This is a genomic window from Pseudomonas sp. S1(2024) (assembly GCF_046557535.1).
In genome coordinates this window covers 46,870-72,422 of the sequence record NZ_JBKGFP010000053.1, presented here as the reverse complement: position 1 = coordinate 72,422, position 25,553 = coordinate 46,870, and the positions used below count along the sequence as shown (strand labels likewise).

The following is a 25,553-nucleotide window of genomic DNA, read 5'->3' as shown; positions in this document are numbered from 1 at the left end:
GGTCTTGCCACTGTCGGCGGCGGCACCGACCAGGCTGTCGCCGACCAATTGCTCGCCGCTGGCGATCAGGGCCGCGAAGCGTTGATCGAGGGCCTTGAGCTCCTGGTCGATGCCAGCCGTGGAAACTCCCATCACCACCTTGCCGATTTCTGCACCGTTGGGGTTGATCGAGGCTTCGACGAAGTACACCGCCGGGTCGCGCCGGGCCGCATCGATCACCTTGTCCAAGGCGCGTTCGCCCTGGCCCTTCTCCATCAACGCTTGGTTGATCGGGTTTTGCCGGTTCAGGTAGCGGGTCAGGTGCTGGCCTTGGGCATCGTCATAGATCACGAACAACACGTTGGGGTTGCGCTGGGCACGTCGGGCGAAGTCGGATAGCACCGGCACGTCGTTGTCCCAGATCGCCCGCGGGGCGACCGAAGCCAGAAGCTCGGCCATGTCGTTGGCGGAGTCCTTGAGGTTTTTCTCCAACGTAGTGCGCAATTGCTGCTGTTCGCTTTGCAGGCGCGCCGACAGCCCTGCGCTCAGGCGCTGGCGGGTGCTGCTGGACAGGCCATCGAGGCCCGAGCGCACATCTTGCCCGGCTTGCTCCAGTTCGCTGGCGAGCTGGCGGCTGTCATTGCCCAGGCGTTCGCCAAGGTCGGCTTCCAGGGCGGTGACCGTGCTTCGGGTAAGCGCAACGGCGACCAGCACCTGCACCAAAAGAGCGATACCAAGGGCAACAAACACAGGCCGCAAAAGGCGGCTTCGTAACAGTGAGAGGATGGCAGACACGGTGAACCCTCGTGTTTTCTGGCGCCACTATTCTGATGGCATCTACAGAAACTTCTTACAGCAAGGGTTGTGCCGGAGGCAGCAGGGATAAATGCCAAGGTTCAGCAGTGTGCTTGCCTGCACCGGCCCTATCGCCGGCAAGCCAGCTCCCACAGGTTCACCACAAGTCTTGGGGGTTGCGAGGTCCCTGTGGGAGCCGGCTTGCCGGCGATAGGGCCAGTACAGGCATACCCCACAAATGAAAACGCCGCAGCCCCTTTCAGGGCCACGGCGTCAGATCAGCCTGGAAGGCAGATCAGGCGAACGGATGACGCAGCACGATGGTCTCGTTGCGGTCCGGGCCGGTGGAGATGATGTCGATCGGCGCGCCGATCAGCTCTTCGATGCGCTTGATATAGGCGCGAGCGTTAGCCGGCAGTTCTTCCAGGGTTTTCACGCCCAGGGTCGATTCGCTCCAGCCTGGCATCTCTTCGTACACCGGCTCCAGGCCGATGTAGCTGTCGGCATCGGAAGGCGCGTCGATGACGGCACCGTTCTCGTTCTTGTAGCCAACGCAGATGTTGATGGTTTCCAGGCCATCCAGTACGTCCAGCTTGGTCAGACAGATGCCCGAGATGCTGTTGACGTCGATGGCGCGACGCAGGATCACGGCATCGAACCAGCCGCAACGGCGCGCACGGCCGGTGGTGGAGCCGAACTCATGGCCACGCTTGGCCAGGGTAGCGCCAGTCTCGTCGAACAGTTCGGTCGGGAACGGACCGGAACCTACGCGAGTGGTGTAGGCCTTGGTGATACCCAGGATGTAGTCCAAGTACATCGGGCCAACGCCAGAACCGGTGGAGATACCGCCAGCGGTGGTGTTGGAGCTGGTGACGTACGGGTAGGTACCGTGGTCGATGTCCAGCAGCGAGCCCTGGGCGCCTTCGAACATGATGTCCTTGCCGGCACGACGCAGGTTATGCAGCTCGGCGGTAACGTCGAGCATCATCGGCTTGAGCTGTTCGGCATAGGCCATGCACTCGTCCAGGGTCTGCTGGAAGTCGATGGCCGGCTCTTTGTAGTAGTTCACCAGCTGGAAGTTGTGGTAGTCCAGCAGCTCACCCAGCTTGGCGGCGAAACGCTCGCGGTGGAACAGGTCGCCCACGCGCAGGCCGCGACGTGCGACCTTGTCTTCGTAGGCTGGGCCGATACCGCGGCCGGTGGTACCGATCTTGGCTTCGCCGCGGGCTTTTTCGCGGGCCTGGTCCAGGGCAACGTGGTACGACAGGATCAGCGGCGCAGCCGGGCTGATGCGCAGACGCTCGCGCACCGGCACGCCCTTCTCTTCCAGCTTGGTGATTTCACGCATCAGGGCATCCGGGGCAACGACCACGCCGTTGCCGATCAGGCACTGTACGCCTTCACGCAGGATACCGGACGGAATCAGGTGCAGAACGGTCTTTTCACCGTTGATCACCAGGGTGTGACCCGCGTTGTGGCCACCCTGGTAGCGCACTACGGCGGCAGCATGTTCGGTCAGCAGATCGACGATCTTGCCTTTGCCCTCATCACCCCACTGGGTGCCCAGGACGACGACATTCTTACCCATTACATTGGTCCTCATTCACGCAAACTTGGTTGCCGGCCTACTGCCGGCGCAGAAACTCACTGGGCCAGCGGCAGAACCTGCCAGCGCCCGTCTTGCTGAATCAATTGCCGATCACAATCCGCCTCGAGAGCAGCACTCAACGGCTGGCCAGGCAGGGCCTGGACCACACGCTGGCCCTCGTTGCGCAACTGGCAGACTTGCTGCCAGAGGGCCGCGTCGCCACTGTCCGGCATCCAGATGCCGCCAGTTGGCAATACGACCTCCGCTCGCCCCAGTGTGACCAGGGTCTTCAAATCCGTGGAGAAACCGGTGGCCGGGCGGGCCCGGCCGAAATCGGCGCCGATGTCGTCATAGCGCCCGCCCTGGGCGATCGATTGGCCTTCGCCCGGCACGAACACGGCGAACACCACGCCTGTGTGATAGTGGTAACCGCGCAGCTCGCCGAGGTCGAAGTACAGCGGCAGGTCCGGGAAGCGCGACGCCAGGCGATCGGCGATCGCCAGCAGGTCGTCCAGCGCCGCCAGCACGCTGGCCGGGGCTCGGCCCAGGCGCACGCGGGCTTCGGCCAGCACTTCGCGGCCACCGCACAGTTCCACCAGCGCGCGCAGCATGTTGCCCAGGTCCTTCGGCAGGTCGGCGGTCAGCACCTGAACCTCATCCACGGCCTTGCGCTGCAGGGCGTCGAACAGCTGCTGCTCGACCGCGCCGGACAGGCCGGCAGCACGGGCCAGGCCGCGGTAGATACCGACGTGGCCCAGGTCCATGTGCACATCCGGCACATCGGTCAGCTGCAGCGTGGCGAGCATCAGGCTGATGACTTCGACATCGCTGGTGGGGCTGGCGTCGCCGTACAGTTCGGCACCCAGCTGGATCGGGCTGCGCGAGGTGGACAGGGCACGCGGCTGGGCGTGCAGCACGCTGCCGGCATAGCACAGGCGGCTCGGGCCTTCACGGCGCAGGGTGTGGGCGTCAATGCGCGCCACCTGCGGGGTGAAGTCGGCGCGGAAGCCCATCAGGCGACCGGACTGCGGGTCTACTACCTTGAAGGTGCGCTGATCCAGGTCCTGGCCGGCGCCGGTGAGCAGCGACTCCAGGTACTCGATATGCGGGGTGACGACCAGCTCGTAGCCCCAACTCTGGAACAGGTCCAACACCTGGCGGCGCGCGATCTCGATGCGCGCGGCCTCAGGTGGCAGTACTTCCTCGATGCCATCTGGCAGCAGCCAGCGGTCTACCGTTGCCATTACGCCATTTCCCCTCTGGTCCGGGCGGCTTGCCAGCAGGCGAGCCGTCAGTAAAGCCGGTATCGCGCACAGCAGCGGGCAGCACTGATCCCAGCGCAGCCACCGTACCCGACACCCTCGAATTGCCTTGCGACCTGACCAATCCGCCAACTGGCGGTTTGCCAATCAACCTTGCAGACGCAAAAAAGCCGGGAAATTTCCCGGCTGCCTCATCATACACCCCTTTTCATTCAGGATGCACCCCGCCTGGCGTTTTAGCTGCCAGGCGGGGCGCCGTCGCATGAAAATCAGGGCCTGAGCATCACGGCTTGCTCTTGTCCAGGAAGCGGAAGAACTCGTTCTTCGGGTCCAGGACCAGCACGTCGCTCTTGCTCGAGAAGCTCTCGCGGTACGCCTGCAGACTACGGTAGAACGCATAGAAATCAGCGTCCTGGGTGTAGGCCTTGGCGTAGATGGCGGCCGCCTGGGCGTCGCCGTCACCGCGGGTTTCCTCTGCTTCGCGATAGGCCTCAGCCAGCAGTACGCGGCGCTGACGATCGGCATCGGCACGGATACCTTCAGCCAACTCGTTACCCTTGGCGCGGTGCTCGCGGGCTTCACGTTCACGCTCGGTGCTCATGCGGTCGAACACGCTGCGGTTGACTTCCTTCGGCAGGTCGATGGCCTTGACGCGCACGTCGACCACCTCGATACCCAGCTCCTTGGCGGCCATGCGGTTCAGCGAAGCAGTGATGTCAGCCATCAGCGCGTCACGTTCACCGGAAACCACTTCATGCAGGGTACGTTTACCGAACTGGTCACGCAGGCCGCTTTCCAGACGACGCGACAGACGCTCGTCGGCGATCTGTTTCATGCCGGATGTGGCGGTGTAGAAACGTTCGGCGTCCTTGACGCGCCACTTGGCGTAGGCGTCGACCATTACCGCTTTCTTCTCCAGAGTCAGGAACCGCTGGGTCGGGGCGTCGAGGGTCATCAGGCGGGCGTCGAACTTGCGCACCTGGTTCACGTACGGAATCTTCACGTGCATGCCCGGCTGTACATCCGCCTGGACTACCTTACCGAAGCGCAGCAATACCGCACGCTCGGTCTGGGACACGATGTAGAAGCTGTTCCAGGCCACGATGGCCAGGACCACGGCGGCAATCAGGGCGATCAGCGATCTGTTGCTCATCAGCGGCTCTCCCTAGTACGCAGCGGCTGCTGTTGCTGTTGCAGGTCCTGCGCCGCACGGGCGGCCGCATCGTTGACCGATGGCGACACGCTGGTGGTCGGCGCGGACGGGTTGCGGCTGCCTTCGACCATCTTGTCCAGCGGCAGGTAGAGCAGGTTGTTCTGCCCGTCCTTGGTTGCCACCATGACCTTGCTCGAATTGCTGTAGACCTCTTGCATGGTCTCCAGATACAGGCGCTGACGGGTCACGTCAGGTGCCTTGCGGTACTCGGCGACCAGCTTGGTGAAGCGATCGGCCTCACCCTTGGCGCGGGCAATGACTTCGTCGCGGTAACCGTTGGCGTCCTCGATGATGCGCTGTGCCTGACCACGGGCTTCCGGTACCACGCCGTTGGCGTAGGACTCGGCCTGGTTGCGGGCACGCTGCTCGTCTTCGCGGGCACGGATCACATCGTCGAAGGCTTCCTGCACTTCACGCGGTGCAGCCGCGCTCTGTACGTTGACCTGGGTGACAGTGATACCGGTACGGTAGGTGTCGAGGAAACGCTGCAGGCGCTCGCGGATATCCACGGCCATCTGCTCACGACCTTCGGTCAGCACCTGGTCCATCGAGGTGGAGCCCACCACATGGCGCAGGGCACTCTCGGTCGCGTGCTGCAGGCTGACCTCAGGCTGGTCGACGTTGAGCACGAAGTCCTGCAGGTTGCTGATCTTGTACTGGACGGTCAGCGGTACCTCGACGATGTTCTCGTCTTCGGTCAGCATCTGGCCCTGCTTGGTATAGGCACGCTCGCGCGTGACGTTCTCCATGTACTTGCGATCGATCGGCGGGAAGTAGATGTTCAGGCCGGGGCCGACCGTCTCATAGTACTTGCCGAAGCGCAGCACCACGGCCTGCTCCTGCTCGTCGACCACGTACACGGCGCTGTACAGCCAGATAGCAGCCAGCACCGCCAGGCCGATGCCCAGCAGGCCCAGGCCACCGCCCTTGCCGACATTGCGGCCACCGCCGCCACGTTTCTTGCCACTGCCGAACATGCCGTTCAGGCTGTCCTGCAATTTGCGGAAGGCCTCGTCCAGGTCCGGTGGACCTTTCTTGTCACCACCGCCGCCACCGCCATTCCGGCGACCGCCCCAGGGATCCTGATTGTTCGAGTTGCCACCCGGCTCGTTCCAAGCCATAGCGCTCTCCATCTGATAAAGCAAAGACGCGCCCACGGCGCGCCGTCCAATGCTACAGAATGCCTGTCACTGCTGCCCGGCGACCTCGACGAGCATTTATTGCAAAGTGTGTTGCTCGACAAACACTTGCGGCTCCATGCCTTCGCGGCTGACCAGGCGATTCAGTTCGACCATGGGCAGTCGCACGCTCAGCAGGCTGCGCCCTTCTTCATCATGCTCTTCACTCTGCACGGCACCCAAGGCAAAGAATTGCGCGCGCAAGCGGGCAAAACGCTGCTCCAGACACAGGGTACCGACAAACAGATCATCCCCCAGCAACTCGGCAATCGCCTGGCCGACCAGCTCCAGGCCACGCCCATCGCGTGCCGATACCCAGACCCGTTCCGGCTTGCCATCGGCATTGCGCTGGATCTGCGGCTCGACATCTTCGAGCAAGTCGAGTTTGTTATACACCTCGAGGATCGGCAACCCTTCGGCGCCAATCTCGCCCAACACCGCCAGCACCTGCTCGATCTGCTCCATGCGCTCCGGCTCATGGGCGTCGATCACATGCAGCAACAAGTCGGAGTTGCTCGACTCTTCGAGCGTAGCCCGAAATGCCTCGACCAGCTTGTGCGGCAGGTGGCGAATGAAGCCCACGGTGTCGGCCAGCACGATCGGCCCCAGGTCGTTCAGCTCGAGCCGGCGCAGGGTCGGGTCGAGGGTAGCGAACAGCTGGTCCGCGGCATACACCTCGGATTCTGTCAGGGCGTTGAACAGCGTGGACTTGCCGGCGTTGGTATAACCCACCAGCGATACCGACGGAATGTCCGCACGCTTGCGCCCGCGGCGTGCCTGCTCGCGCTGGCTGCGCACCTTCTCCAGGCGTGACTTGATCTGGCGAATGCGCACCCGCAACAGGCGGCGGTCGGTTTCCAGCTGGGTTTCACCCGGGCCGCGCAGGCCGATACCACCCTTCTGTCGCTCAAGGTGGGTCCAGCCGCGCACCAGCCGCGTGCTCATGTGCTCGAGCTGGGCCAGTTCGACCTGCAGCTTGCCTTCATGGGTGCGCGCCCGCTGGGCGAAGATATCGAGGATCAGCCCGGTACGGTCGAGCACACGACACTCGAACACACGCTCGAGGTTGCGCTCCTGACTGGGCGTGAGGGTGTGATTGAAAATCACCAGGTCTACCTGTTCGGCATGGACCAGGTCGTGCAACTCTTCGACCTTGCCACTGCCAATCAGGTATTTGGCGGAAGGCTGATGCCTTGCCACCGTGACCAGCGAGACGATGTCGGCACCGGCCGACAATGCCAGCTCCTGAAACTCCTGCGGGTCTTCGCGCGCCTCAGGGTTCTGACCTTCCAAGTGAACGAGCAACGCCCGCTCACCACCACCGTGGCGCTCAAAGAACAATGCAGGCTCCTATCAGGCGTTGCCTGGCTCGCTGTCGCCGTGTTCGGAATCGGACGGGCTTGGCAGACGAACCGGACGGGCAGGAACCACGGTCGAGATGGCGTGCTTGTAGACCATCTGGCTGACGGTGTTCTTCAGCAGTACCACGAACTGGTCGAAGGACTCGATCGAACCCTGCAGTTTGATGCCGTTGACCAGATAGATGGATACCGGGACCTTTTCTTTTCTCAAGGTGTTCAAGTAAGGGTCTTGTAGCGAATGCCCTTTTGACATATGCCGCACTCCTGTAAGGATAAATAATAGAAAATCAAGAAAATCGATAAATTAGGCCGCCCCTTCGCAAGAATAGACGGCAATCAGCAGGGACTCAGCTCAATATGGAGATGGCCCCAAGGTATTTCAAGGTGCGGGACAGATTGTCGCAGGCCAGGCTGTCAAGCCAGTGTACTTCAGGCCAGCCACGCAACCAGGTGAACTGCCGCTTGGCCAGCTGCCTGGTGGCAATGATACCGCGTTCACGCATCTCATTCTCAGTCAGCTTGCCGTCCAGGTAATCCCAGACCTGCCGATACCCCACTGCCCGTATAGACGGCAGCCCGGCGTGCAAGTCACTTCTGGCTCGCAGCGATCGGACCTCGTCGACGAAGCCCTGTTCCAGCATCTGTGAAAATCGTAACGCAATTCGCTGATGCAAAATGTGACGATCTGTAGGAGCAATCGCCAAACTCGCGACAGTATAGGGCAAATGTCCGCCAGCGCCTGCGTCTGCGCCGCGACTTTCCGCGAATTGACGCTGTCGATGTGCCGTCATGCTCTCGCCACTCACCCGGTAAACCTCCAACGCCCGGATCAACCGCTGCGGGTCGTTGGGGTGGATACGCGCCGCCGACTCAGGGTCAACCTCGGCCAACTGGCGGTGCAACTCGGCCAGGCCCAGCGCTTCGGCCTGGGCTTCCAGCTCGGCACGCACCGCGGCATCGGCCGCCGGCATGTCGGCCAGGCCATCGATCAACGCCTTGTAATAGAGCATGGTGCCGCCCACCAGCAGCGGGATCTTGCCGCGCGCGGTGATCTCGGCCATGGCCTCCAGGGCATCGGCACGGAACTGCGCAGCCGAATAGCTTTCGGCCGGGTCGCGAATGTCGATCAGCCGGTGCGGGTGGGCGGCGAGGATTTCTTTGGAGGGCTTGGCCGAACCGATGTCCATGCCGCGGTAGACCAGCGCCGAATCGACGCTGATCAGCTCGCACGGCAGTACTTTGGTCAGCTCGATGGCCAGGTCGGTCTTGCCGGCCGCCGTCGGGCCCATCAGGAATATTGCAGGGGGCTTGCCGCTCATTTCATCGACCGCGCAGGAAGAGTTTGTCCAGGTCGTCCAGGCCCATCTGGGTCCAGGTGGGGCGACCATGGTTGCACTGGCCGCTGCGCTCGGTGTTTTCCATGTCACGCAGCAGGGCGTTCATCTCGGGGATCGCCAGGCGCCGGTTAGCGCGCACAGCACCGTGACAGGCCATGGTACCGAGCAGCTCGTTGAGGTGCGCCTGGATACGGTCGCTGGTGCCGTATTCCATCAGGTCGGCGAGTACATCCTGCACCAGGCGGTTGGCCTCAGCCTGCTTGAGCAAAGCCGGGATCTGGCGGATAGCCAAGGTCTCGGGGCCCAGACGCTGCAGTTCGAAACCCAGCCGTTGGAACCACTGCGCGTGCTCTTCGGCGCAGTCTGCTTCACGCTGGCTCAGGGCCAGGGTCTCGGGCACCAGCAGCGGCTGGCCGCTGAGGCCTTCGCTGGCCATGGCCACCTTGAGGCGCTCGTACATGATGCGCTCGTGAGCGGCGTGCATGTCTACCAGCACCAGGCCAATGGCATTCTCGGCCAGGATGTAGATACCCTTGAGCTGCGCCAACGCGTAGCCCAGCGGGGGAATATCGCCCTGGCTTTCAGGCAGCGTCGTCGGCACCGCGCCTTCATCCAGCGGTTTGTAGAACTCGCGATACACCGCCTGTGCCTCGGCGGCCGGCAGCGGCTGCGAGGGGCGCGGCGTGTACTGGTACTGGTAACCCACACCACTACCACCGCTGGAGAATGACTGCTGCGGGCCACGTGGCTGCTCGAGCACCGGCGAGGCAAGGCGCATTTCGCCCTGGGGGCCGAACTCACCGGCCTGCTGGCCCGTGGCGCGGACCACTTCGGGTACGGCAGCTGGCGCCGCCAACTGGTCTTCCGGGCGCACATCGGCCAGCGCGCGATGCAAGGTGCCATACAGGAAGTCGTGCACCGAGCGCCCCTCGCGGAAACGCACTTCGTGCTTGGTCGGGTGCACGTTGACGTCGACGCCGTTGGGCTCCAGCTCCAGGAACAGCACGAAGGTCGGGTGCCGACCATTGAACAGCACGTCGCGGTAAGCCTGGCGCACGGCGTGGGCGACCAGCTTGTCGCGCACCGCACGGCCGTTGACGAAGAAATACTGCAGGTCTGCCTGGCTGCGCGAGAACGTCGGCAGGCCGACCCAGCCCCAAAGGCGCAGGCCGTTGCGTTCCACGTCGATCGGCAGCGCCTGCTCCATGAAGCCCGGGCCGCAGATGGCGCCCACACGCCGCGCACGGGCGGTTTCATCGTGGGCCTCGTGCAGGCTGAGGATGCTCTTGCCGTTGTGGCGCAGGTGGAAGCCGACATCGAAACGCGCCAGCGCCAGGCGCCGTATCACTTCCTGCAGGTGATCGAATTCGGTTTTCTCGGCCTTGAGGAACTTGCGCCGGGCCGGGGTATTGAAGAACAGGTCGCGCACTTCCACCGAAGTACCCACCGGGTGCGCCGCCGGCTGCACCCGCGGGGTCATGTCGCGGCCTTCGGTTTCCACCTGCCAGGCCTCGGTAGCGCTGGCGGTACGCGAGGTCAGGGTCAGGCGCGCCACCGAGCTGATCGAGGCCAGGGCCTCACCACGAAAGCCCAGGCTCAAGACCCCTTCCAGGTCTTCCAACTCACGAATCTTGCTGGTGGCGTGACGGGCCAGGGCCAGCGGCAGGTCATCGGCGGAGATGCCGCTGCCATCGTCTCGCACTCGCAGCAGCTTGACGCCGCCCTGCTCAACTTCCACGTCGATACGCCGGGCGCCGGAGTCCAGGCTGTTCTCCAGCAACTCTTTGGCGACAGAGGCCGGCCGCTCGACAACCTCGCCGGCGGCAATCTGGTTGGCCAGCCGCGGGCTGAGCAGCTGGATGCGCGAACCGCCACTCATTGCGAGGCCAACGTGGTAGCAGGGATATCGAGGCGCTGGCCGACCTTCAGCTCATCGGTCTTGAGGCTGTTGGTGCTGCGCAGGCTGGTCACGCTGACCTGGTAGCGAACGGCAAGCATCGCCAGGGTCTCGCCAGGGCGCACCGTGTGCTCACGCGGGCCAGCGGCGATCTTGCCGGTATCGCGCAGCCAGGCGATGTAGGTGCCTGGCGGCGGGTTCTGCTGGAAGTACTGGCGCACACCGGTATGGATCGAACGGGCCAGGGCCTGCTGATGGCTGGCGGTGGCCAGCTTGGCGGCTTCGTTGTTGTTCGAGATGAACCCGGTTTCAACGAGGATCGACGGGATATCCGGCGACTTCAGCACCATGAAGCCGGCCTGTTCCACCCGCTGCTTGTGCAGTGAAGTAATGCGGCCCATGTTGCCCAGCACCTTCTGCCCGACATTGAGGCTGGAGCTGAGCGTGGCGGTCATCGACAGGTCGAGCAGCACGCCGGCCAGCATACGGTCCTTGTCGTCGAGGCTGACGTTACCGGCACCACCGATCAGGTCGGAACGGTTTTCCGTGTCGGCCAGCCAGCGCGCAGTCTCGGAGGTAGCGCCGCGGTCGGACAGGGCGAACACCGAGGCGCCAAAGGCGGCGCGGGACGGCGCAGCGTCGGCGTGGATCGAGATGAACAGGTCGGCGCCCTTCTTGCGGGCGATTTCCGTGCGCTTGCGCAGTGGGATGAAGTAGTCGCCGGTACGGGTCAGCTCGGCCCGGAAGCCTTTTTCGCTGTTGATCTGGCGCTGCAGTTCCTTGGCGATCTGCAGCACGATGTCTTTTTCATGCTGGCCACGCGAACCGGATGCACCCGGGTCTTCGCCGCCGTGACCGGCGTCGATGGCAACCACGATGTCACGCTTGCCGTTGGGAACCGGCGGCAGCTTGATGGCAGGCTGGGCCGGGGTCACCGGCACTGCTGGCGTGGTTGCAGGCGTTGGTGCCGGAGTCGGGGCCGGCGCCGGCGCGCTGGCCGCAATGGCGTCAGCCTCCTGGTCGTACAGGTCGACCACCAGGCGGTTGCCGTACTGGGCGTTGGGCGCCAGGGTGAAGCTTTTTGGGGTGACCGACTTTTTCAGGTCGACCACCACGCGCAGGTCGGTCGGGGTGCGCTGAGCCGAACGCACGCTGCTGATCGGCGTATTGGAGGTAGCCACGTTCAGTGGCGCGGCCAAGGTCGCGCCATTGATGTCGATAACCAGGCGATCAGGTGCGCTCAGGGTGAAGACGCTATGCTGCACGGGGCCAGACAGGTCGAAGACCAGCCGCGTGTTGTCCGGCGCGCGCCACAGGCGCATGCTCTTGACTTGAGTGACGGCCAGAGCGTCAACGGTCACCGTTGTCAGCAGCAGCCCAACGATGGCGACCAGTGCGCGTATGCGCATACCTACCCCACTTACTGTTTATAGTGTTCGGCCAGTGCCACGCACCAGGCCTCGCCGCGAGCCCCCTGCGGCGAAAGGTTCAGCGAGCGTCCGCCCGCTTGGGGGCTTATGGTAATGGTCAGGTCGGGCTTTGGCAAAACGCCCGCACCCTTTTGTGGCCACTCGAACAGGCACAGCGGGTCGCCCTCGAAATAGTCACGAATGCCCATGAACTCCAGCTCTTCCGGATCGACCAGGCGATACAGGTCGAAATGGAACGCCCGCACCTCACCGATCTCGTAAGGCTCGACTACGGTGAAGGTCGGACTTTTCACTGCACCAGTATGGCCCAGGCCACGAATCAGGCCACGCGACAGCGTGGTTTTGCCCGCGCCCAGGTCACCTTCCAGAAAAATCACGCCGTGACCGCCGGTCACCTCGGCCAGTTGTGCGCCGAATTTGACCGTGGCCGCTTCATCGGCCAGAAACAGGTTTAAGCCAGACACGCAGAATGCTCCTCCAACAACTCACGAATGACCGGCGCCAGATCGCTGGCAGCCAGGCCTCTACCTTTTACGCCCAGACGCTCGCCGGCACAGGCGTGCAGCCATACCCCCAGCCCCGCGGCGTGCCAAGCATCCAGGCCTTGGGCCAACAGCGCCGCCAGCACGCCGGTCAGCACATCGCCCAGGCCGGCACCGGCCATGGCCGGGTGGCCACGTTCGCACAACAGCAGTTGCCCGGCCGGGTCGGCTACCAGAGTGCCGGCCCCCTTGAGCACGCAGACGCTGTTGTAACGCCGCGCCAGCTTGCGTGCAGCGCCCGGGCGATCCGCCTGTACAGCCTCGGTGGAAATGCCCAGCAGCCGCGCCGCCTCCCCGGGGTGCGGGGTAAGGATGCTGCCACTGGGCAGGGCCAGCGGGGTGCGCGCCAGCAAGTTCAGGGCATCGGCGTCCCACACCTGTGGGCGTTCGGCATTGGCCACCGCCGACAGCAGGCTGCGACCCCAGGCCGCCTGACCCAGGCCTGGGCCGACCACCAGCACCGAAGCGCGCTCCAGCACGCCCATCAGTTGGTTGGCTGAAGTGACGCCCAGGCACATGACCTCCGGCAGGCGCGCCAGGCTGGCAGTCACGTGTTCGGGCCGGGTCGCCACACTGACCAGCCCCGCGCCACAGCGCAGGGCGGCTTCGGCACTGAGCAGCACAGCGCCTCCGGTACCAAGGTCGCCACCGACCACCAGTACATGGCCGAAGTCGCCTTTGTGGGCATGCGCATGACGTGCCGGCAGGTGCGCGACAGTCACACTGCTGAGCAATTGAGGGGTATGGCTGGGGTGTTTGGTCTGCGGCATGGGGTCAAAGGCTCCAATGTCTGGCAGAATTATACGCACCTGAGCCCGTATTGCCTTGCCCATCCATGTCCGTCTGTACGCCTGACCTCGCCCAACTGGCCCAATCGATCAAGATTTGGGGCCAAGAACTCGGTTTTGCCCATGTTGGCATCGCCGGGGTAGACCTTGGCGAACACGAACACCACCTGCAGCGCTGGCTCGACGCTGGCTACCAGGGCGAGATGGATTACCTGGGTGCCCACGGCAGCAAGCGTGCACACCCAGAGCAACTGATCCCTGGCACGGTACGCGTGGTATCGCTGCGCATGGACTACCTGCCCGGCGACACACAGATGGCGCAGCGCCTGGCACAGCCCGAAAAAGCCTACGTATCGCGCTACGCCCTGGGCCGGGATTACCACAAGCTGGTGCGCAAGCGCGTGCAGTTCCTGGCCGATCGCATTCAGGAAGCCATCGGCCCGTTCGGCTACCGCGCCTTCGTCGACAGCGCTCCGGTGCTGGAAAAGGCCCTGGCCGAGCAGGCCGGGCTGGGCTGGATCGGCAAGAACACCCTGCTGCTCAACCGCAAGGCGGGCAGCTATTTCTTCCTCGCCGAGCTGTTCGTCGACCTGCCGCTGCCGGTGGACGAAGCCACCACCAGCGAACATTGCGGGCGCTGCCAGGCCTGCCTGGACATCTGCCCGACCCAGGCCTTCGTCGGGCCGTATGTGCTGGATGCTCGGCGCTGCATCTCCTACCTGACCATCGAACTACGGGGGCCGATCCCCGTCGAGTTGCGTTCAAAGATGGGCAACCGTGTATTCGGTTGCGACGATTGCCAGATCGTCTGCCCATGGAACCGTTTTGCCAGGCACAGCCAGGAGCAGGACTTCCAGCCACGGCACGGGCTGGAGAATGCCGAGTTAGCGGAGATGTTCCTGTGGGATGAAAGGACCTTCCTGCGCAAGACCGAAGGCGGGCCATTGCGCCGGGCCGGGTATGAGCGCTGGTTGCGCAACCTGGCGGTGGGGCTTGGCAATGCGCCATCGACAATCCCGGTGATCGAAGCGCTGAAGGCGCGGCGCGAGGATGCCTCGGAGCTGGTGAGGGAGCATGTGGAGTGGGCGCTGGCGCAGCACGGCGTTCGATAGCGACCCAGCCCCAGAGCTTGCGCCGCCCTTGTGGGAGTGGGCGTGCCCGCGAATCAGACAACGTGGTGGATGGCACCGGCTCTGCCGGTGTTCGCGGGCACGCCCGCTCCCACAGGGGCCATGTTGTGCCGGAACTGCGTTACTGCTGGTCGTTGTAGTGGAACTTGGGCATCTCCCAATGGAACCGAATCGCCAGCAGCCGAACCAGGAACCCGCCAAACAAGGTCAGCAGCATCGCCTGCTCCGCCGGCACCTTGAAGTGCACGCAGCCCAGATAGAACCACGCCGCAGCAAACGATACGCTGGCGTAAAGCTCGCGGCGGAATACCAGGGGGATGTCGTTACAGAAAATGTCCCGCAGGATCCCGCCAAATACTCCGGTGATCACCCCGCTGATCGACGCCACCAGCATGCCCTGCCCCATCTCCAGCGCAGTCATGCAGCCAATCAAGGTAAAAGCCACCAGCCCCAGGGCGTCGAGCACCAGGAACAGCGAGCGCAGGCGGCGCATCATCGGCGCGATGAAAATGGTTAGCAGCGCCGCACAGCTGGTCAGCACCAGGTATTCAGGATGCTTCACCCAGGTCAGCGGGTAATGCCCGAGAAGCACGTCACGCACCGAGCCGCCACCCAGGGCGGTGACGCAGGCAATCAGCACCACGCCGAACCAGTCCATGCCGCGGCGGCCTGCAGACAACGCGCCGGTCATGGCTTCGGCGGTGATGGCGATGAGATAGAGCATCAACAACATGGTGCGGGGTCCGTGCGGGCGTGCGAGAAAGGCGCGCAGTCTAACCAGTTGCCCATGGCACCAAAAGAGGGCGCAGATACAATATCTGCGCCTTTTCGGCTCACACCTTGATGAAGTGCTCGCGATAGTGGCGCAGTTCGGCGATCGATTCGCGGATGTCGTCCAGCGCCAGGTGGGTGTTGCCCTTCTTGAAGCTGTCGCGCACATCAGGTGCCCAGCGTGCAGCCAGTTCCTTCAGGGTCGAAACATCGAGATTGCGGTAATGGAAGTAGTTTTCCAGGTTGCGCATGTGTCGGTACAGGAAACGGCGGTCCTGGCAGATGCTGTTGCCACAGATCGGGGACTTGCCTTTCGGTACCCACTGCTCGAGGAAGGCAATGGTCTGCGCCTCGGCTTCGGCCATGCCGACCTTGCTCTCGCGAACGCGCTGGGTCAGGCCCGAAGCGCCATGGGTGCGGGTATTCCACTCGTCCATGCGCGCCAGCACTTCGTCACTGTGGTGGATGGCAATCACCGGCCCTTCGGCCAGGGTGTTCAGTTCGCTGTCGGTGACAATGGTGGCCATCTCGATGATGACGTCGCTGTCCGGATCCAGGCCGGTCATTTCCAGGTCGATCCAGATCAGGTTCTGTGGGTTTTGCATGCGGGGGCTCCTCGTATAGGCCGTCATAGTAGCGTAGTGGCCAAGGCACGCCCATTCACGGTGCGAAGGTAAGCCAAATGGTCCGGCGCCTGGCGTGGTAAACTGCCTGCCGTTTTCAACCTGCCCCCACGCACGGAACCTTCATGGCCAAACGCCAGCTCAATCGCCGCCAGAACTGGCGCATCGAAAAAATCCAGAACGAGCGCGCCGCGCGTGCGGCCAAACGCGAACAGCACGTGCTGCAGGAACTGGAGGGTGGCGACCTTGGGCCAGAGCAGTTGGGCCTGGTGATTGCGCACTTCGGTGTGCAGGTAGAAGTGGAAGCCCAGGACGGCGAAGCCGCGGGCCAGGTGTTCCGTTGCCACTTGCGCGCCAACCTGCCGGCGCTGGTTACCGGCGACCGCGTGGTATGGCGGGCGGGCAACCAGGGCATTGGTGTGATCGTCGCGCAGATGCCGCGCAGCACCGAGCTGTGCCGGCCTAACAACCACAGCCAGCTGAAGCCGGTGGCGGCCAACGTCGACCTGATCGTGATCGTCTTTGCCCCCGCGCCCGAACCGCACCCCAACCTGATCGACCGTTACCTGGTGGCCGCGGAGCACGCCGGCATTCGCCCGCTGCTGCTGCTGAACAAGGCCGACCTGATCAACGAAGAGAACGGCCCGGGCCTGCATGCGCTGCTGGAGGTTTACCGCGAGCTCGGCTACCCGCTGCTCGAGGTCTCGGCACATCACGGTGACGGCATGCAACGCCTGCAGCAGATGCTCGACGGCCACATCAGCGTGTTCGTCGGCCAGTCGGGGGTGGGCAAGTCGTCGCTGGTCAACAGCCTGCTGCCGGAGGCCGGCACCCGTGTCGGCGACCTGTCGGAATGGTCTGGCCAGGGTACCCACACCACCACCACCGCGCGGCTGTACCACTTCCCCAATGGTGGCGACCTGATCGACTCACCGGGCATCCGCGAGTTCGGCCTGGGTCACGTCAGCCGCAGTGATGTGGAGGATGGTTTCATCGAGTTCCGCGACCTGTTCGGCACCTGCCGCTTCCGCGACTGCAAGCATGATCGCGAACCGGGCTGCGCGCTGCTCAAGGCGCTGGACGAGGGGCGTATCAAGCAGCAACGGATGAACAGCTACCGCTCGATCATCGCCAGTTTGCCGGAAGACGCTTACTGACCACTTGCTCCACAGGTTCTGCGCCGGCTTCAGCTACGGCACGATCCTGTGGGAGCGGCCTTGTGTCGCGAAAGGGGCGCGCAGCGGCCCCAGATATCAGCATTAATGCAAATATTGCCGGGGCCGCGTTGCGGCCCTTTCGCGACACAAGGCCGCTCCCACAAGGGACCGCGCAAGACGAAAAAGGGTTTACTGGTCCTTGGCCTCATCCATCTTCAGCGTCCCCTCTTCGAAGATGTTCAGCTTCTGGCGCAATTCACGCGGCTGCATGGGGGCCTGCCCGGCCTCCCCTGGCGCCGCCGGTGCCGCAGCGGCCGGCGGCGCGGGCTCGGCAGCCGGTGCTTCCGGCGCGCCCTGCTCGCCTTCGATATTGCGCTGGGCTTTTTTGGTCAGCACGATGATGTCGATGCGGCGGTTGACCGGGTTGAACGGGTCCTTGCGGTCGAACAGCGACGACGAGGCATAACCCACCACCCGCGCCACCTGGCCATCCGGGTAGCCGCCGGCCACCAGTGCACGGCGCGCGGCGTTGGCGCGGTTGGCCGACAATTCCCAGTTGCCGAACTCGCCACTGCCGGCATAGGGCTTGGCGTCGGTGTGGCCACTGATGCTGATCTTGTTCGGCACCGCCTTGATGGTGTCGGCCATCGCCAGCAGGATGTCCTCGAAGTACGGCTGCAGGCGCGCGCTGCCAATGTCGAACATCGGCCGGTTCTCGGCGTCCATGATCTGGATGCGCAGGCCGTCCTGGGTGATCTCGAACAGGATCTGGTCCTTGAACTTCTGCAGTTGCGGGTTCTCTTCCACCTTGTTCTGCAGTTCCTGCAGCAGCAACTCCAGACGCTCACGCTCGACCTGCTCGGCCATGGTCTCCACCTGGTCCTTGTCCAGCTGAATGCTGGTATCAGGCGTCGGCTCCGACTTGGCTTCGGGGTTGATGGTCTTTTCCGGCGCCAGCTGAGGCGAGCCGCCCAGGTCGATGACGTAGGGCGTTCCGCTTTCCGAGAAGCCGATCGGGTCCTTGAAGTAGCCGGCAATGGCGATCTTCTGTTCCGGGGTGGCCGTGGACAACAGCCACAGCACCAGGAAGAACGCCATCATCGCCGTGGCGAAGTCGGCGAAGGCGATTTTCCAGGCGCCGCCGTGGTGGCCGCCGCCAAAGCGCTTGACGCGCTTGACGATGATGGGCTGATTGTTCTCCATGACTCAGCGACCGCGAACCGCTTGTTCCAGTTCGGCGAAGCTTGGGCGGTGCTTGGGGTACAACACCTTGCGCCCGAACTCGACCGCCAGCGAAGGCGGCATGCCCGAGGCCGAGGCCACCAGCGAAGCCTTGATCGATTCGTAGAGGTTCAGCTCTTCCTTGGCATCGTGCTCCAGGCACTTGGCCAACGGGCCGAAGAAGCCGTAGGCCGCCAGAATACCGAAGAAGGTACCCACCAGCGCCGCACCCACATGGAGGCCGATGGAGGCCTGGTCACCATCGCCGAGCGAGGCCATGGTCACCACGATACCCAGTACCGCCGCAACGATACCGAAGCCAGGCATACCGTCGGCGATGCCGGTCACCGCATGGGACGGGTGCTCCAGTTCTTCCTTCATGCTCAGCAGTTCCATGTCGAACAGGCCCTCGAGTTCGTGCGGGGCCATGTTGCCGGTGGACATGATGCGCAGATAGTCGCAGACGAACGCGGTCATGCGCTCATCGGCCAGCACCGTCGGGTACTTGGCGAAGATCGGGCTGGCGGCGGCATCCTCGATATCGGCCTCGATGGCCATCATGCCTTCGCGCCGGCTCTTGTTGAGAATTTCGTACACCAGGCCCAGCACTTCCAGGTAGAAGGCGTGAGTGAAGCGCGAGCCGAACATCTTCATCGACTTCTTGATGACGTGCATGGTCATGTGGCCAGGGTTGGCCTGCAGGAATGCACCAAAGGCCGCACCGCCGATGATCAGTACTTCGAACGGCTGGATCAGTGCCGCGATCTTGCCGTGGGAAAGCACGTATCCGCCGAGCACGCTCGCGAATACGACGATGATGCCGATAATTTTAGCCATAGGTTCAAAGCACTTGCTGTCGTGGTCAGGGGAAGAGACGGGAGCTTTAAAACTCTTCTTCTACTTATCGGCAGAACTGCGCCAGACTATAGCCACTCAATGCGAAAAGCCAGTTCGGACTGATGTCAAAATGCCAATTGAAACCAAGGTGCCCGCTCAGGCTCCACGTACGCTAGAGGCCTGGGTAAAGCTGCTCGAGAGTGTTCGCATCCCCGTGCCGAAGCACAGCTACGACCGGGTCATGGCCGCCATCCACGATAACCGCCGCTCACTGCGCGATATCGCCGAACTGATGCAGGATAGCCCGGCGCTGGTGCTGTCGGTGATGCGCGAAGCCAATCACCCCACCAATGCCAGCCTGGCAGAGCCCGCCGAAAGCCTGGAAGTCGCCCTCAACCGCCTGGGCCTGGAGCGCAGCGAACAGCTGCTCAAGCGCCTGCCAGCAGTGCCCGTCGAAGAGATTCCGCCGGTACTGTGCCAGTTCCAGCTGATCAGCCAGCACGCCTCGCAGCAGGCCAGCGGCCTGTTCGCAAGCCGCCTGGCACGGCTGTGGCAGGAAATCCACTGGGGCAGCCTGTTGTTCCTGTCGCCACTCTGGCCGCTGGCGCTGGCCTACCCCAAGCTGCTCGATACCTGGGAGCTGCAGGTTATCCACAAGGGCGAAGACGCCGCCCATGTCGAGGAAGAACTGTTTGGCGTGCGCATCATGGAGCTGTGCCAGACCATGGCGGAGTACTGGCGCCTGCCACAATGGGTGACCCAGGGTTACCGCCTGCTGCTGGAAGAGCGCGAACAACTGGCCCAGGTGCTCAGTATCGCCCGCGACCCGGACCTGCTCAGCCAGCAACACCGCCTGGACGCCGAGCCTGGCCTGCGCCGCTGGTTCAACCAGCCGGCCAACACCGTGCTGCTGGCAAACAACCTGGCCCTGGCGGCACAAGTGGGCTGGGACAACCCGCACCTGTTGCGCTGGCAGCTGCTGACCGCACTGTACCTGCAGACTTCGCTGGACGACGTGCAGCAGCAGGTGCACCAGCAGGCTGCGGCCAGCGCCCGCCGCCATGCCCAGCATGCCTTGTTCCACCCGGCCGAAGCGCTGATCTGGCCCTGGCACCAGCGCCGTCCGCACCCAGACATGCTGGCTCCGCCACCTCCCACAAGCGACGAACTGGCGCGCTGGCGCAAGCTGTGCCAGGACCTTCTGGCCCAGCCCAGCCCGTTCACCAACAGCGTGCACCTGGCCACGCAGGTTATCGAGGCCCTTCTGGCCTCTGGCATGCAGCGGATACTGCTGCTGAGCCTGGACAAGGCCAACGACCAGCTGCGCGTGCAGCAGATGGCCGGCCTGCCAAAGGAAGCCGGGGGGCTGGTACTGCCGGTGGCGCAGAACAAACTGCTGCAAAAGCTGCTGGCCAAAGCCGGGCAATTGCGTATCACCCCGGAAAACCACAGCCAGTTCTCGGCCCTGCTGCCGGCCCCGCTGCGTGCCTTGTTCCGCAGCGAGCACGTGCTGCTACGCTCGCTGGCGGTGGCGGACCAGGTGCTGATGCTGATGGTGGCTGACCAAGGCTGCCGGCCGCTGGCCGATATCAGCGTGCAAGCCTTCGGCAAGACCGCACAGTGCACCGAACGGGCGCTATCGGTGTTTGCCAACCGCAAGGCCTGAGCCTTGCGCTACAATCGCCCCTCTTTCCACACTGGAGACCGTGGATGACTGACTTTTCCGGCCTGCCCCTGGTGATCGAAGCCGCGGACCTGCTGCCGCGCCTGGATTCGCCACAGCTGATCCTGATCGACCTGAGCAGCGCCAACCGCTATGTCAGCGGGCATATCCCCGGCGCACGCTTTGTCGAAGGCAAGCGTACCCAGCTCGGCCAGCCCCCCGCGCCCGGCCTGCTGCCGGCCCTGGGCGAGCTGGAAAAACTGTTCAGCGAACTCGGCCACCGCGACGATGCCGTGTATGTGGTGTATGACGATGAGGGCGGCGGCTGGGCCGGGCGCTTCATCTGGTTGCTCGACGTGATCGGCCACAAGCGTTACCACTATCTCAATGGCGGCATACAGGCCTGGCCCGCCGACAAGCTCTCCACAGAAGTGCCCGCCAGCGGCAATGCGCCGGTGCGCCTGCGCATCGACAGTTCACCCACCGCCACCCGCGAGTACCTTCAAAGCCGCCTGGGCGCCGACGACCTGGTCATCTGGGACGCCCGTGGCCCGCAGGAATTCAGCGGCGAGAAAGTACTGGCAGCCAAGGGCGGTCACATCCCCGGCGCGATCAACTTCGAGTGGACCGCCGGCATGGACCTCAACGACCACCTGCGCATTCGCCAGGACATCGCCGAAGTCCTGAAGAACCTGGGCATCACCCCCGACAAGGAAGTGATCACCCACTGCCAGACCCACCGCCGCTCCGGTTTCACCTACCTGGTGGCCAAGGCCCTTGGCTACCCGCGCGTCAAGGCCTACGCCGGCTCGTGGAGCGAATGGGGCAACCACCCGGACACGCCTGTAGAAGTCTAAGGAACCTGCATGAAATCCCGTTTGTTCATCATCAGCCAGTACCTGCTGCCGCACCACTTGCTGTCGCGCCTGGCCGGCTGCATAGCCGAGTGCCGCGTGCGCTGGTTCAAGAACGCCTTCACCGCCTGGTTCGCCAAGCGTTACCAGGTCAACATGAGCGAAGCGCTGGTCGAGGACCTGAGCGCCTACGAGCACTTCAATGCATTCTTCACCCGCGCCCTGAAGCCGGGTGCCCGTCCGCTGGACGAGACCCCGGGCGCCATCCTTTGCCCGGCCGATGGTGCCGTCAGCCAGCTTGGCCCGATCGAGCACGGCCGCATCTTCCAGGCCAAGGGCCACGGTTTCAGCGCGCAGGAGCTGCTTGGCGGCGACCCGGCCATGGCCGCGCCGTTCATGGGCGGCGAGTTCGCCACCATCTACCTGTCGCCCAAGGACTACCACCGCGTGCACATGCCGCTGGCCGGTACCCTGCGTGAAATGGTCTACGTGCCGGGCCGCCTGTTCTCGGTCAACCAGACCACCGCAGAGAACGTCCCCGAGCTGTTCGCCCGCAACGAGCGCGTGGTCTGCCTGTTCGATACCGAGCGCGGGCCGATGGCCGTGGTGCTGGTGGGCGCGATGATCGTCGCTTCGATCGAAACCGTGTGGGCCGGGTTGGTGACGCCACCCAAGCGTGAACTGAAGACCTTCCGCTACGACGAAGCCAGCCGCGCGCCGATCCACCTGGAGAAAGGTGCCGAACTAGGCCGCTTCAAGCTGGGGTCGACTGCTATCGTGCTGTTCGGGCCGGAGCAGGTGAAGTGGGCGGAGAAGCTGGGTGCGGGTTCAGCGGTGCGCATGGGGCAGCAGTTGGCGGCGCCTGTGCAGGCTTGATTGCCTGATGGAACCTGGGGCCGCTTTGCGGCCCTTTCGCGACACAAGGCCGCTTCTACAGGAGATAAGCGATTCCCTGTAGGAGCGGCCTTGTGTTTTAGAAACGGAAGCTTGTTCAGGGGGGGGAGGGCTGTTCCTTGGGGGGAGCGGCTTTGTGTCGCGATGGGCTGCGAAGCAGCCCCGGATTCTCAAATCAGCCGCGCGCGTCGCGGTCGCGCAGGCCCAGCAGATACAACACTCCATCCAATCCCAGGGTAGAAATCGCCTGCTTGGCCGACTGGCGTACCAGCGGCTTGGCACGAAACGCCACACCCAGGCCGGCCAGCGACAGCATCGGCAGGTCGTTGGCACCGTCACCCACGGCAATGGTCTGCTCCAGCTGCAAGCCTTCTTCGCTGGCCAGCTTCTGCAGCAGCTCGGCCTTGCGCTGGGCATCAACGATCGGCTCCACAGCCACGCCGGTCACCTTGCCATCGACCACTTCCAGCTCGTTGGCGAACACATAGTCGATGCCCAAACGCGCCTGCACCTGGCGAGCAAAGTAAGTGAAGCCACCGGACAGGATCGCGGTCTTGTAACCCAGGCGCTTGAGCTCGGCAAACAGGTTCTCGGCACCTTCGGTCAGACGCAGCGACGCCCCGATCTCATCCAACACGCCCACATCCAGGCCCTTGAGCAGCGCCATGCGCTCCTTGAAGCTGGCGCGGAAGTCCAGCTCGCCGCGCATGGCGCGCTCGGTGATGGCGGCAACCTGCTCACCCACGCCAGCGGCCTTTGCCAGTTCGTCGATGACCTCGGCTTCGATCAGCGTCGAGTCCATGTCGAAGACCGCCAGACGACGGTTGCGGCGGAACAGGTCGTCCTTCTGGAAGGCAATGTCGATGCTCAGCTCTTCGGCCAGGGCGAAGAAGTCGGCACGCAGAGCCTCGGCATCGCTCGGCACGCCGCGCACAGAGATCTCGATGGCCGCCTTGCCCTTGTCGGTCTCGACATCCAGCGCTACACGGGCCGACAGGCGCTCGATGCGCTCGATGGTCAGGCCGTACCGGCTGATCACCGCACTCACCCGCTGCAGTTGCTCTGGAGTGATCTTGCGGCTGAGCAAGGTGACGATGTGGCGCGCCTCGCCCTGGCCATCGGCCCAGTGCTGGTAGTCCGCCTCGGAAATCGGCGTGTAGCGGGCCTGCAGGTTCAGTTCGTGGGCCTTGGCCTGCACGCTCTGCAGCAGGGAGGTGGCCACTTCGTTGTCCGGGATATCGACCAGGATGCCGAACGACAAGGTACCGTGCATGACTGCCAGGCCAATGTCGAGGATGCTCACACCGCCCTGCAGCAGGACGCCGGTGATAGCCGCAGTGAGACCGGGACGGTCCTCACCGGTGATGTTGATCAGGACGATTTCGCGCACAACCTGGCTCCGACTTCGATGAAAAATGCGCATTCTACCGATTTTCCGTGACCGTCGGGCGCCAACGATACTTTGCCGACAAAACCCGGCTCGCTATACTGCCCCACACTTTCATGCCATTAAGAGCCGAGCTCAGTGAACCGGCCCACGCCCGTCAAAGCAGACAACTTCTTCCTGATGATCTATCGCGCCCTGAGTCAACGTCGCGTGCCGCTGGCACTACGCATCGCCTGCACCAACATTTTCCTGGTGGCGCTGGCGTTGGTGATCTACGCCTGCGTGATGGGCCTGCAGTTCAAGCAGGCCATGCACGAGCAGGCCGATGCCCTGGGCCAGAGCCTGACCACCCAGACCGCCACCTCGGCGACCGAGTTGCTGGTGGCCAATGACATCCTCAGCCTGAACGTTCTGCTCGGCAACCTGGTGAAAAACCCACTGGTGGCCCATGCGGCGATCTACAGCGTGGACAACCGCATCCTCGCGGAAGCCGGCCAGCGCCCGCGCAACAGCCTGCTGGGCGAGGCCGAAGGCCTGTACCAGACCAAGATCACCTTCCAGGACGTGACCGCCGGGCAACTGCGCATCAGCCTGGACATGAGCCAGTTCCAGCAGCCGATGCTGATCAGTCTGCAGAGCATGGGCATCCTTGCCGCCATCCTGCTGGTGCTGGCGCTGACCCTGAGCCTGCGCCAGGGCCGCTTCATCACCCTGCCGCTGCTGCAACTGCGGGTGTGGCTGCGCGACCCGCAACCCTATACCCCGGCCACCGACCGCCAGGACGAGATCGGCGACATCGCCCGCCAGCTGCACGCGCGCCTGGCCCCGCCGCCGCCACCTGAGCCAGAGCCCGAAGAAGAAGAAGAAGAAGACGAGCAGTTCGACGACCTGCACGACGCTGCCCCGGCAGCCAAGGTCGCACCGCGCGCCAAGCTTGCCGCCCAGGCGGACGAGGATGACGATGAAGCCTTCGCCGGCCTGCTGGACGACGAAAGCGCGCCCAAGGCCGCCGTGGTCGAATCCGACGAGCCGCAGTACAGCGCCGTGCTTGCCGTGCAACTGGGCTCACAGGAGCAGCTGCGTCGCCTGCCGCGCACGCGCCTGACCGAACTGACCGAGCGCTACCGCGATTGCCTGGAGCATGCCGCCTCACTCTACGACGGTAAAACTCACACGCTCAACGACGGCAGCACCCTGGTGCTGTTCCACAGCCGCGACTGCGGCGAGGACTACCTGACCAACGCCATCTGCTGCGGCGAGCTGTTGCGCGCATTGGGCCATGCCCTGCAGATCGAGGTAGCGGACAGCGGCATTACCCTGCAGCTGCAGCTGGGCCTTGCCCTGGGTAACGACCTGCAAGGGCTGGAGCTGGTAGACCTGCTGATGGCCGAAAAGGCCCAGGACGCTCTGGCACTGTCGCAGCACAGTCGCAACTTGTTGCTGGTAGAACGGCAGATCAGTGATGACACGCTGATTCGCCAGCGCGCCCGCATTCGCCCGATTGCCAGCCCCGAGGGTGCCTGCTGCGTGGAGCGCCTGATGGAACCCTACCCGTCGATGCTGGAGCGTCAGCTCGCGCGGATGCACGAACGCCGGGCCTGATACAGCCCCTTGCGGGAGCGGGCGTGCCCGCGAATCAAGCGCCG

Annotated in this window: 22 protein-coding genes; 6 read left to right on the top strand and 16 right to left on the bottom strand. The window is 64.0% G+C overall.

What is annotated here, in order from left to right:
* Nucleotides 1–1,069: 1,069 nt before the first annotated feature.
* The 11 genes from ACLCGK_RS14665 to ACLCGK_RS14615 form a co-directional block, all read right to left on the bottom strand.
* On the bottom strand, nt 1,070–2,362 hold the full coding sequence (locus ACLCGK_RS14665) for an adenylosuccinate synthase (RefSeq protein WP_013974430.1): 1,293 nt from the start codon (nt 2,360–2,362) through the stop codon (nt 1,070–1,072).
* 56 nt (nt 2,363–2,418) lie between these two features.
* Nucleotides 2,419–3,606, bottom strand: coding sequence for an ATP phosphoribosyltransferase regulatory subunit (locus ACLCGK_RS14660; RefSeq protein ID WP_013974431.1), 1,188 nt, complete (start codon nt 3,604–3,606; stop codon nt 2,419–2,421).
* A gap of 301 nt (nt 3,607–3,907) precedes the next feature.
* Complete coding sequence (hflC, locus tag ACLCGK_RS14655) at nt 3,908–4,777, bottom strand: protease modulator HflC (protein WP_410952254.1); 870 nt, start codon at nt 4,775–4,777, stop codon at nt 3,908–3,910.
* Nucleotides 4,777–5,958: an FtsH protease activity modulator HflK gene (gene hflK, locus ACLCGK_RS14650; RefSeq protein ID WP_024087812.1), complete on the bottom strand. Its 1,182-nt coding sequence runs from the start codon at nt 5,956–5,958 to the stop codon at nt 4,777–4,779. Before hflK ends, hflC begins: the two co-directional genes overlap by 1 nt.
* A 96-nt stretch (nt 5,959–6,054) precedes the next feature.
* Nucleotides 6,055–7,356 carry a ribosome rescue GTPase HflX gene (gene hflX, locus ACLCGK_RS14645; protein ID WP_015272005.1) on the bottom strand — a complete coding sequence of 434 codons (1,302 nt, stop codon included), beginning with the start codon at nt 7,354–7,356 and terminating at the stop codon, nt 6,055–6,057.
* 12 nt (nt 7,357–7,368) lie between these two features.
* Complete coding sequence (hfq, locus tag ACLCGK_RS14640; protein WP_003258160.1) at nt 7,369–7,629, bottom strand: RNA chaperone Hfq; 261 nt, start codon at nt 7,627–7,629, stop codon at nt 7,369–7,371.
* 94 nt (nt 7,630–7,723) lie between these two features.
* Nucleotides 7,724–8,695, bottom strand: coding sequence for a tRNA (adenosine(37)-N6)-dimethylallyltransferase MiaA (gene miaA / locus ACLCGK_RS14635; RefSeq protein ID WP_013974436.1), 972 nt, complete (start codon nt 8,693–8,695; stop codon nt 7,724–7,726).
* A gap of 1 nt (nt 8,696) precedes the next feature.
* The gene (mutL, locus tag ACLCGK_RS14630) at nt 8,697–10,592 is read right to left on the bottom strand and encodes a DNA mismatch repair endonuclease MutL (RefSeq protein ID WP_280044295.1); all 1,896 of its coding nucleotides are present in this window, start codon (nt 10,590–10,592) and stop codon (nt 8,697–8,699) included.
* The gene (locus tag ACLCGK_RS14625; protein ID WP_075046528.1) at nt 10,589–12,019 is read right to left on the bottom strand and encodes an N-acetylmuramoyl-L-alanine amidase; all 1,431 of its coding nucleotides are present in this window, start codon (nt 12,017–12,019) and stop codon (nt 10,589–10,591) included. The genes mutL and ACLCGK_RS14625 overlap by 4 nt, the downstream gene beginning before the upstream one ends.
* Before the next feature lie 11 nt (nt 12,020–12,030).
* Nucleotides 12,031–12,489, bottom strand: coding sequence for a tRNA (adenosine(37)-N6)-threonylcarbamoyltransferase complex ATPase subunit type 1 TsaE (gene tsaE, locus ACLCGK_RS14620; protein WP_206695211.1), 459 nt, complete (start codon nt 12,487–12,489; stop codon nt 12,031–12,033).
* A 2-nt stretch (nt 12,490–12,491) separates the two neighbouring features.
* Nucleotides 12,492–13,352: an NAD(P)H-hydrate dehydratase gene (locus ACLCGK_RS14615; RefSeq protein ID WP_410952253.1), complete on the bottom strand. Its 861-nt coding sequence runs from the start codon at nt 13,350–13,352 to the stop codon at nt 12,492–12,494.
* Nucleotides 13,353–13,417: 65 nt separating this feature from the next.
* Here ACLCGK_RS14615 and queG point away from each other — a divergent pair, with 65 nt between their 5' ends.
* Nucleotides 13,418–14,482 carry a tRNA epoxyqueuosine(34) reductase QueG gene (gene queG / locus ACLCGK_RS14610; protein ID WP_410952252.1) on the top strand — a complete coding sequence of 355 codons (1,065 nt, stop codon included), beginning with the start codon at nt 13,418–13,420 and terminating at the stop codon, nt 14,480–14,482.
* A 139-nt stretch (nt 14,483–14,621) separates the two neighbouring features.
* On the opposite strand, the gene ACLCGK_RS14605 is transcribed toward queG, so the two are convergent.
* Both ACLCGK_RS14605 and orn read right to left on the bottom strand, forming a co-directional pair.
* The gene (locus tag ACLCGK_RS14605; RefSeq protein WP_046613337.1) at nt 14,622–15,233 is read right to left on the bottom strand and encodes a trimeric intracellular cation channel family protein; all 612 of its coding nucleotides are present in this window, start codon (nt 15,231–15,233) and stop codon (nt 14,622–14,624) included.
* A 100-nt stretch (nt 15,234–15,333) separates the two neighbouring features.
* On the bottom strand, nt 15,334–15,876 hold the full coding sequence (gene orn / locus ACLCGK_RS14600; protein WP_003258152.1) for an oligoribonuclease: 543 nt from the start codon (nt 15,874–15,876) through the stop codon (nt 15,334–15,336).
* A 143-nt stretch (nt 15,877–16,019) separates the two neighbouring features.
* Between orn and rsgA the strand changes: the two genes are divergently transcribed.
* Nucleotides 16,020–17,051, top strand: a complete 1,032-nt coding sequence (gene rsgA / locus ACLCGK_RS14595; protein WP_410952251.1) for a small ribosomal subunit biogenesis GTPase RsgA — start codon at nt 16,020–16,022, stop codon at nt 17,049–17,051.
* A 189-nt stretch (nt 17,052–17,240) separates the two neighbouring features.
* Here the strand turns inward: rsgA and motB are convergent, their stop codons facing one another.
* On the bottom strand, nt 17,241–18,254 hold the full coding sequence (gene motB, locus ACLCGK_RS14590; protein WP_013974445.1) for a flagellar motor protein MotB: 1,014 nt from the start codon (nt 18,252–18,254) through the stop codon (nt 17,241–17,243).
* 3 nt (nt 18,255–18,257) lie between these two features.
* Nucleotides 18,258–19,109 (bottom strand): flagellar motor stator protein MotA, encoded by an 852-nt coding sequence (gene motA / locus ACLCGK_RS14585; RefSeq protein WP_015272014.1) that lies wholly within the window; start codon nt 19,107–19,109, stop codon nt 18,258–18,260.
* Between the two features lie 130 nt (nt 19,110–19,239).
* Here motA and ACLCGK_RS14580 point away from each other — a divergent pair, with 130 nt between their 5' ends.
* From ACLCGK_RS14580 to asd, 3 genes are read left to right on the top strand one after another with little or no spacing between them, the layout of a single operon-like run.
* Nucleotides 19,240–20,775 carry an HDOD domain-containing protein gene (locus ACLCGK_RS14580; RefSeq protein WP_410952250.1) on the top strand — a complete coding sequence of 512 codons (1,536 nt, stop codon included), beginning with the start codon at nt 19,240–19,242 and terminating at the stop codon, nt 20,773–20,775.
* A 44-nt stretch (nt 20,776–20,819) separates the two neighbouring features.
* Nucleotides 20,820–21,629: a rhodanese-like domain-containing protein gene (locus ACLCGK_RS14575; RefSeq protein ID WP_410952249.1), complete on the top strand. Its 810-nt coding sequence runs from the start codon at nt 20,820–20,822 to the stop codon at nt 21,627–21,629.
* 9 nt (nt 21,630–21,638) lie between these two features.
* A complete protein-coding gene (gene asd, locus ACLCGK_RS14570) occupies nt 21,639–22,502 on the top strand; it encodes an archaetidylserine decarboxylase (protein WP_410952248.1) in 864 nt (287 codons plus the stop codon).
* Nucleotides 22,503–22,695: 193 nt separating this feature from the next.
* Here asd and serB read toward each other — a convergent pair whose 3' ends face one another.
* Nucleotides 22,696–23,910: a phosphoserine phosphatase SerB gene (gene serB, locus ACLCGK_RS14565; protein ID WP_410952247.1), complete on the bottom strand. Its 1,215-nt coding sequence runs from the start codon at nt 23,908–23,910 to the stop codon at nt 22,696–22,698.
* Nucleotides 23,911–24,045: 135 nt separating this feature from the next.
* Between serB and ACLCGK_RS14560 the strand changes: the two genes are divergently transcribed.
* Nucleotides 24,046–25,509, top strand: a complete 1,464-nt coding sequence (locus ACLCGK_RS14560; RefSeq protein ID WP_410952246.1) for a histidine kinase — start codon at nt 24,046–24,048, stop codon at nt 25,507–25,509.
* The last annotated feature ends 44 nt before the right edge of the window (nt 25,510–25,553 follow it).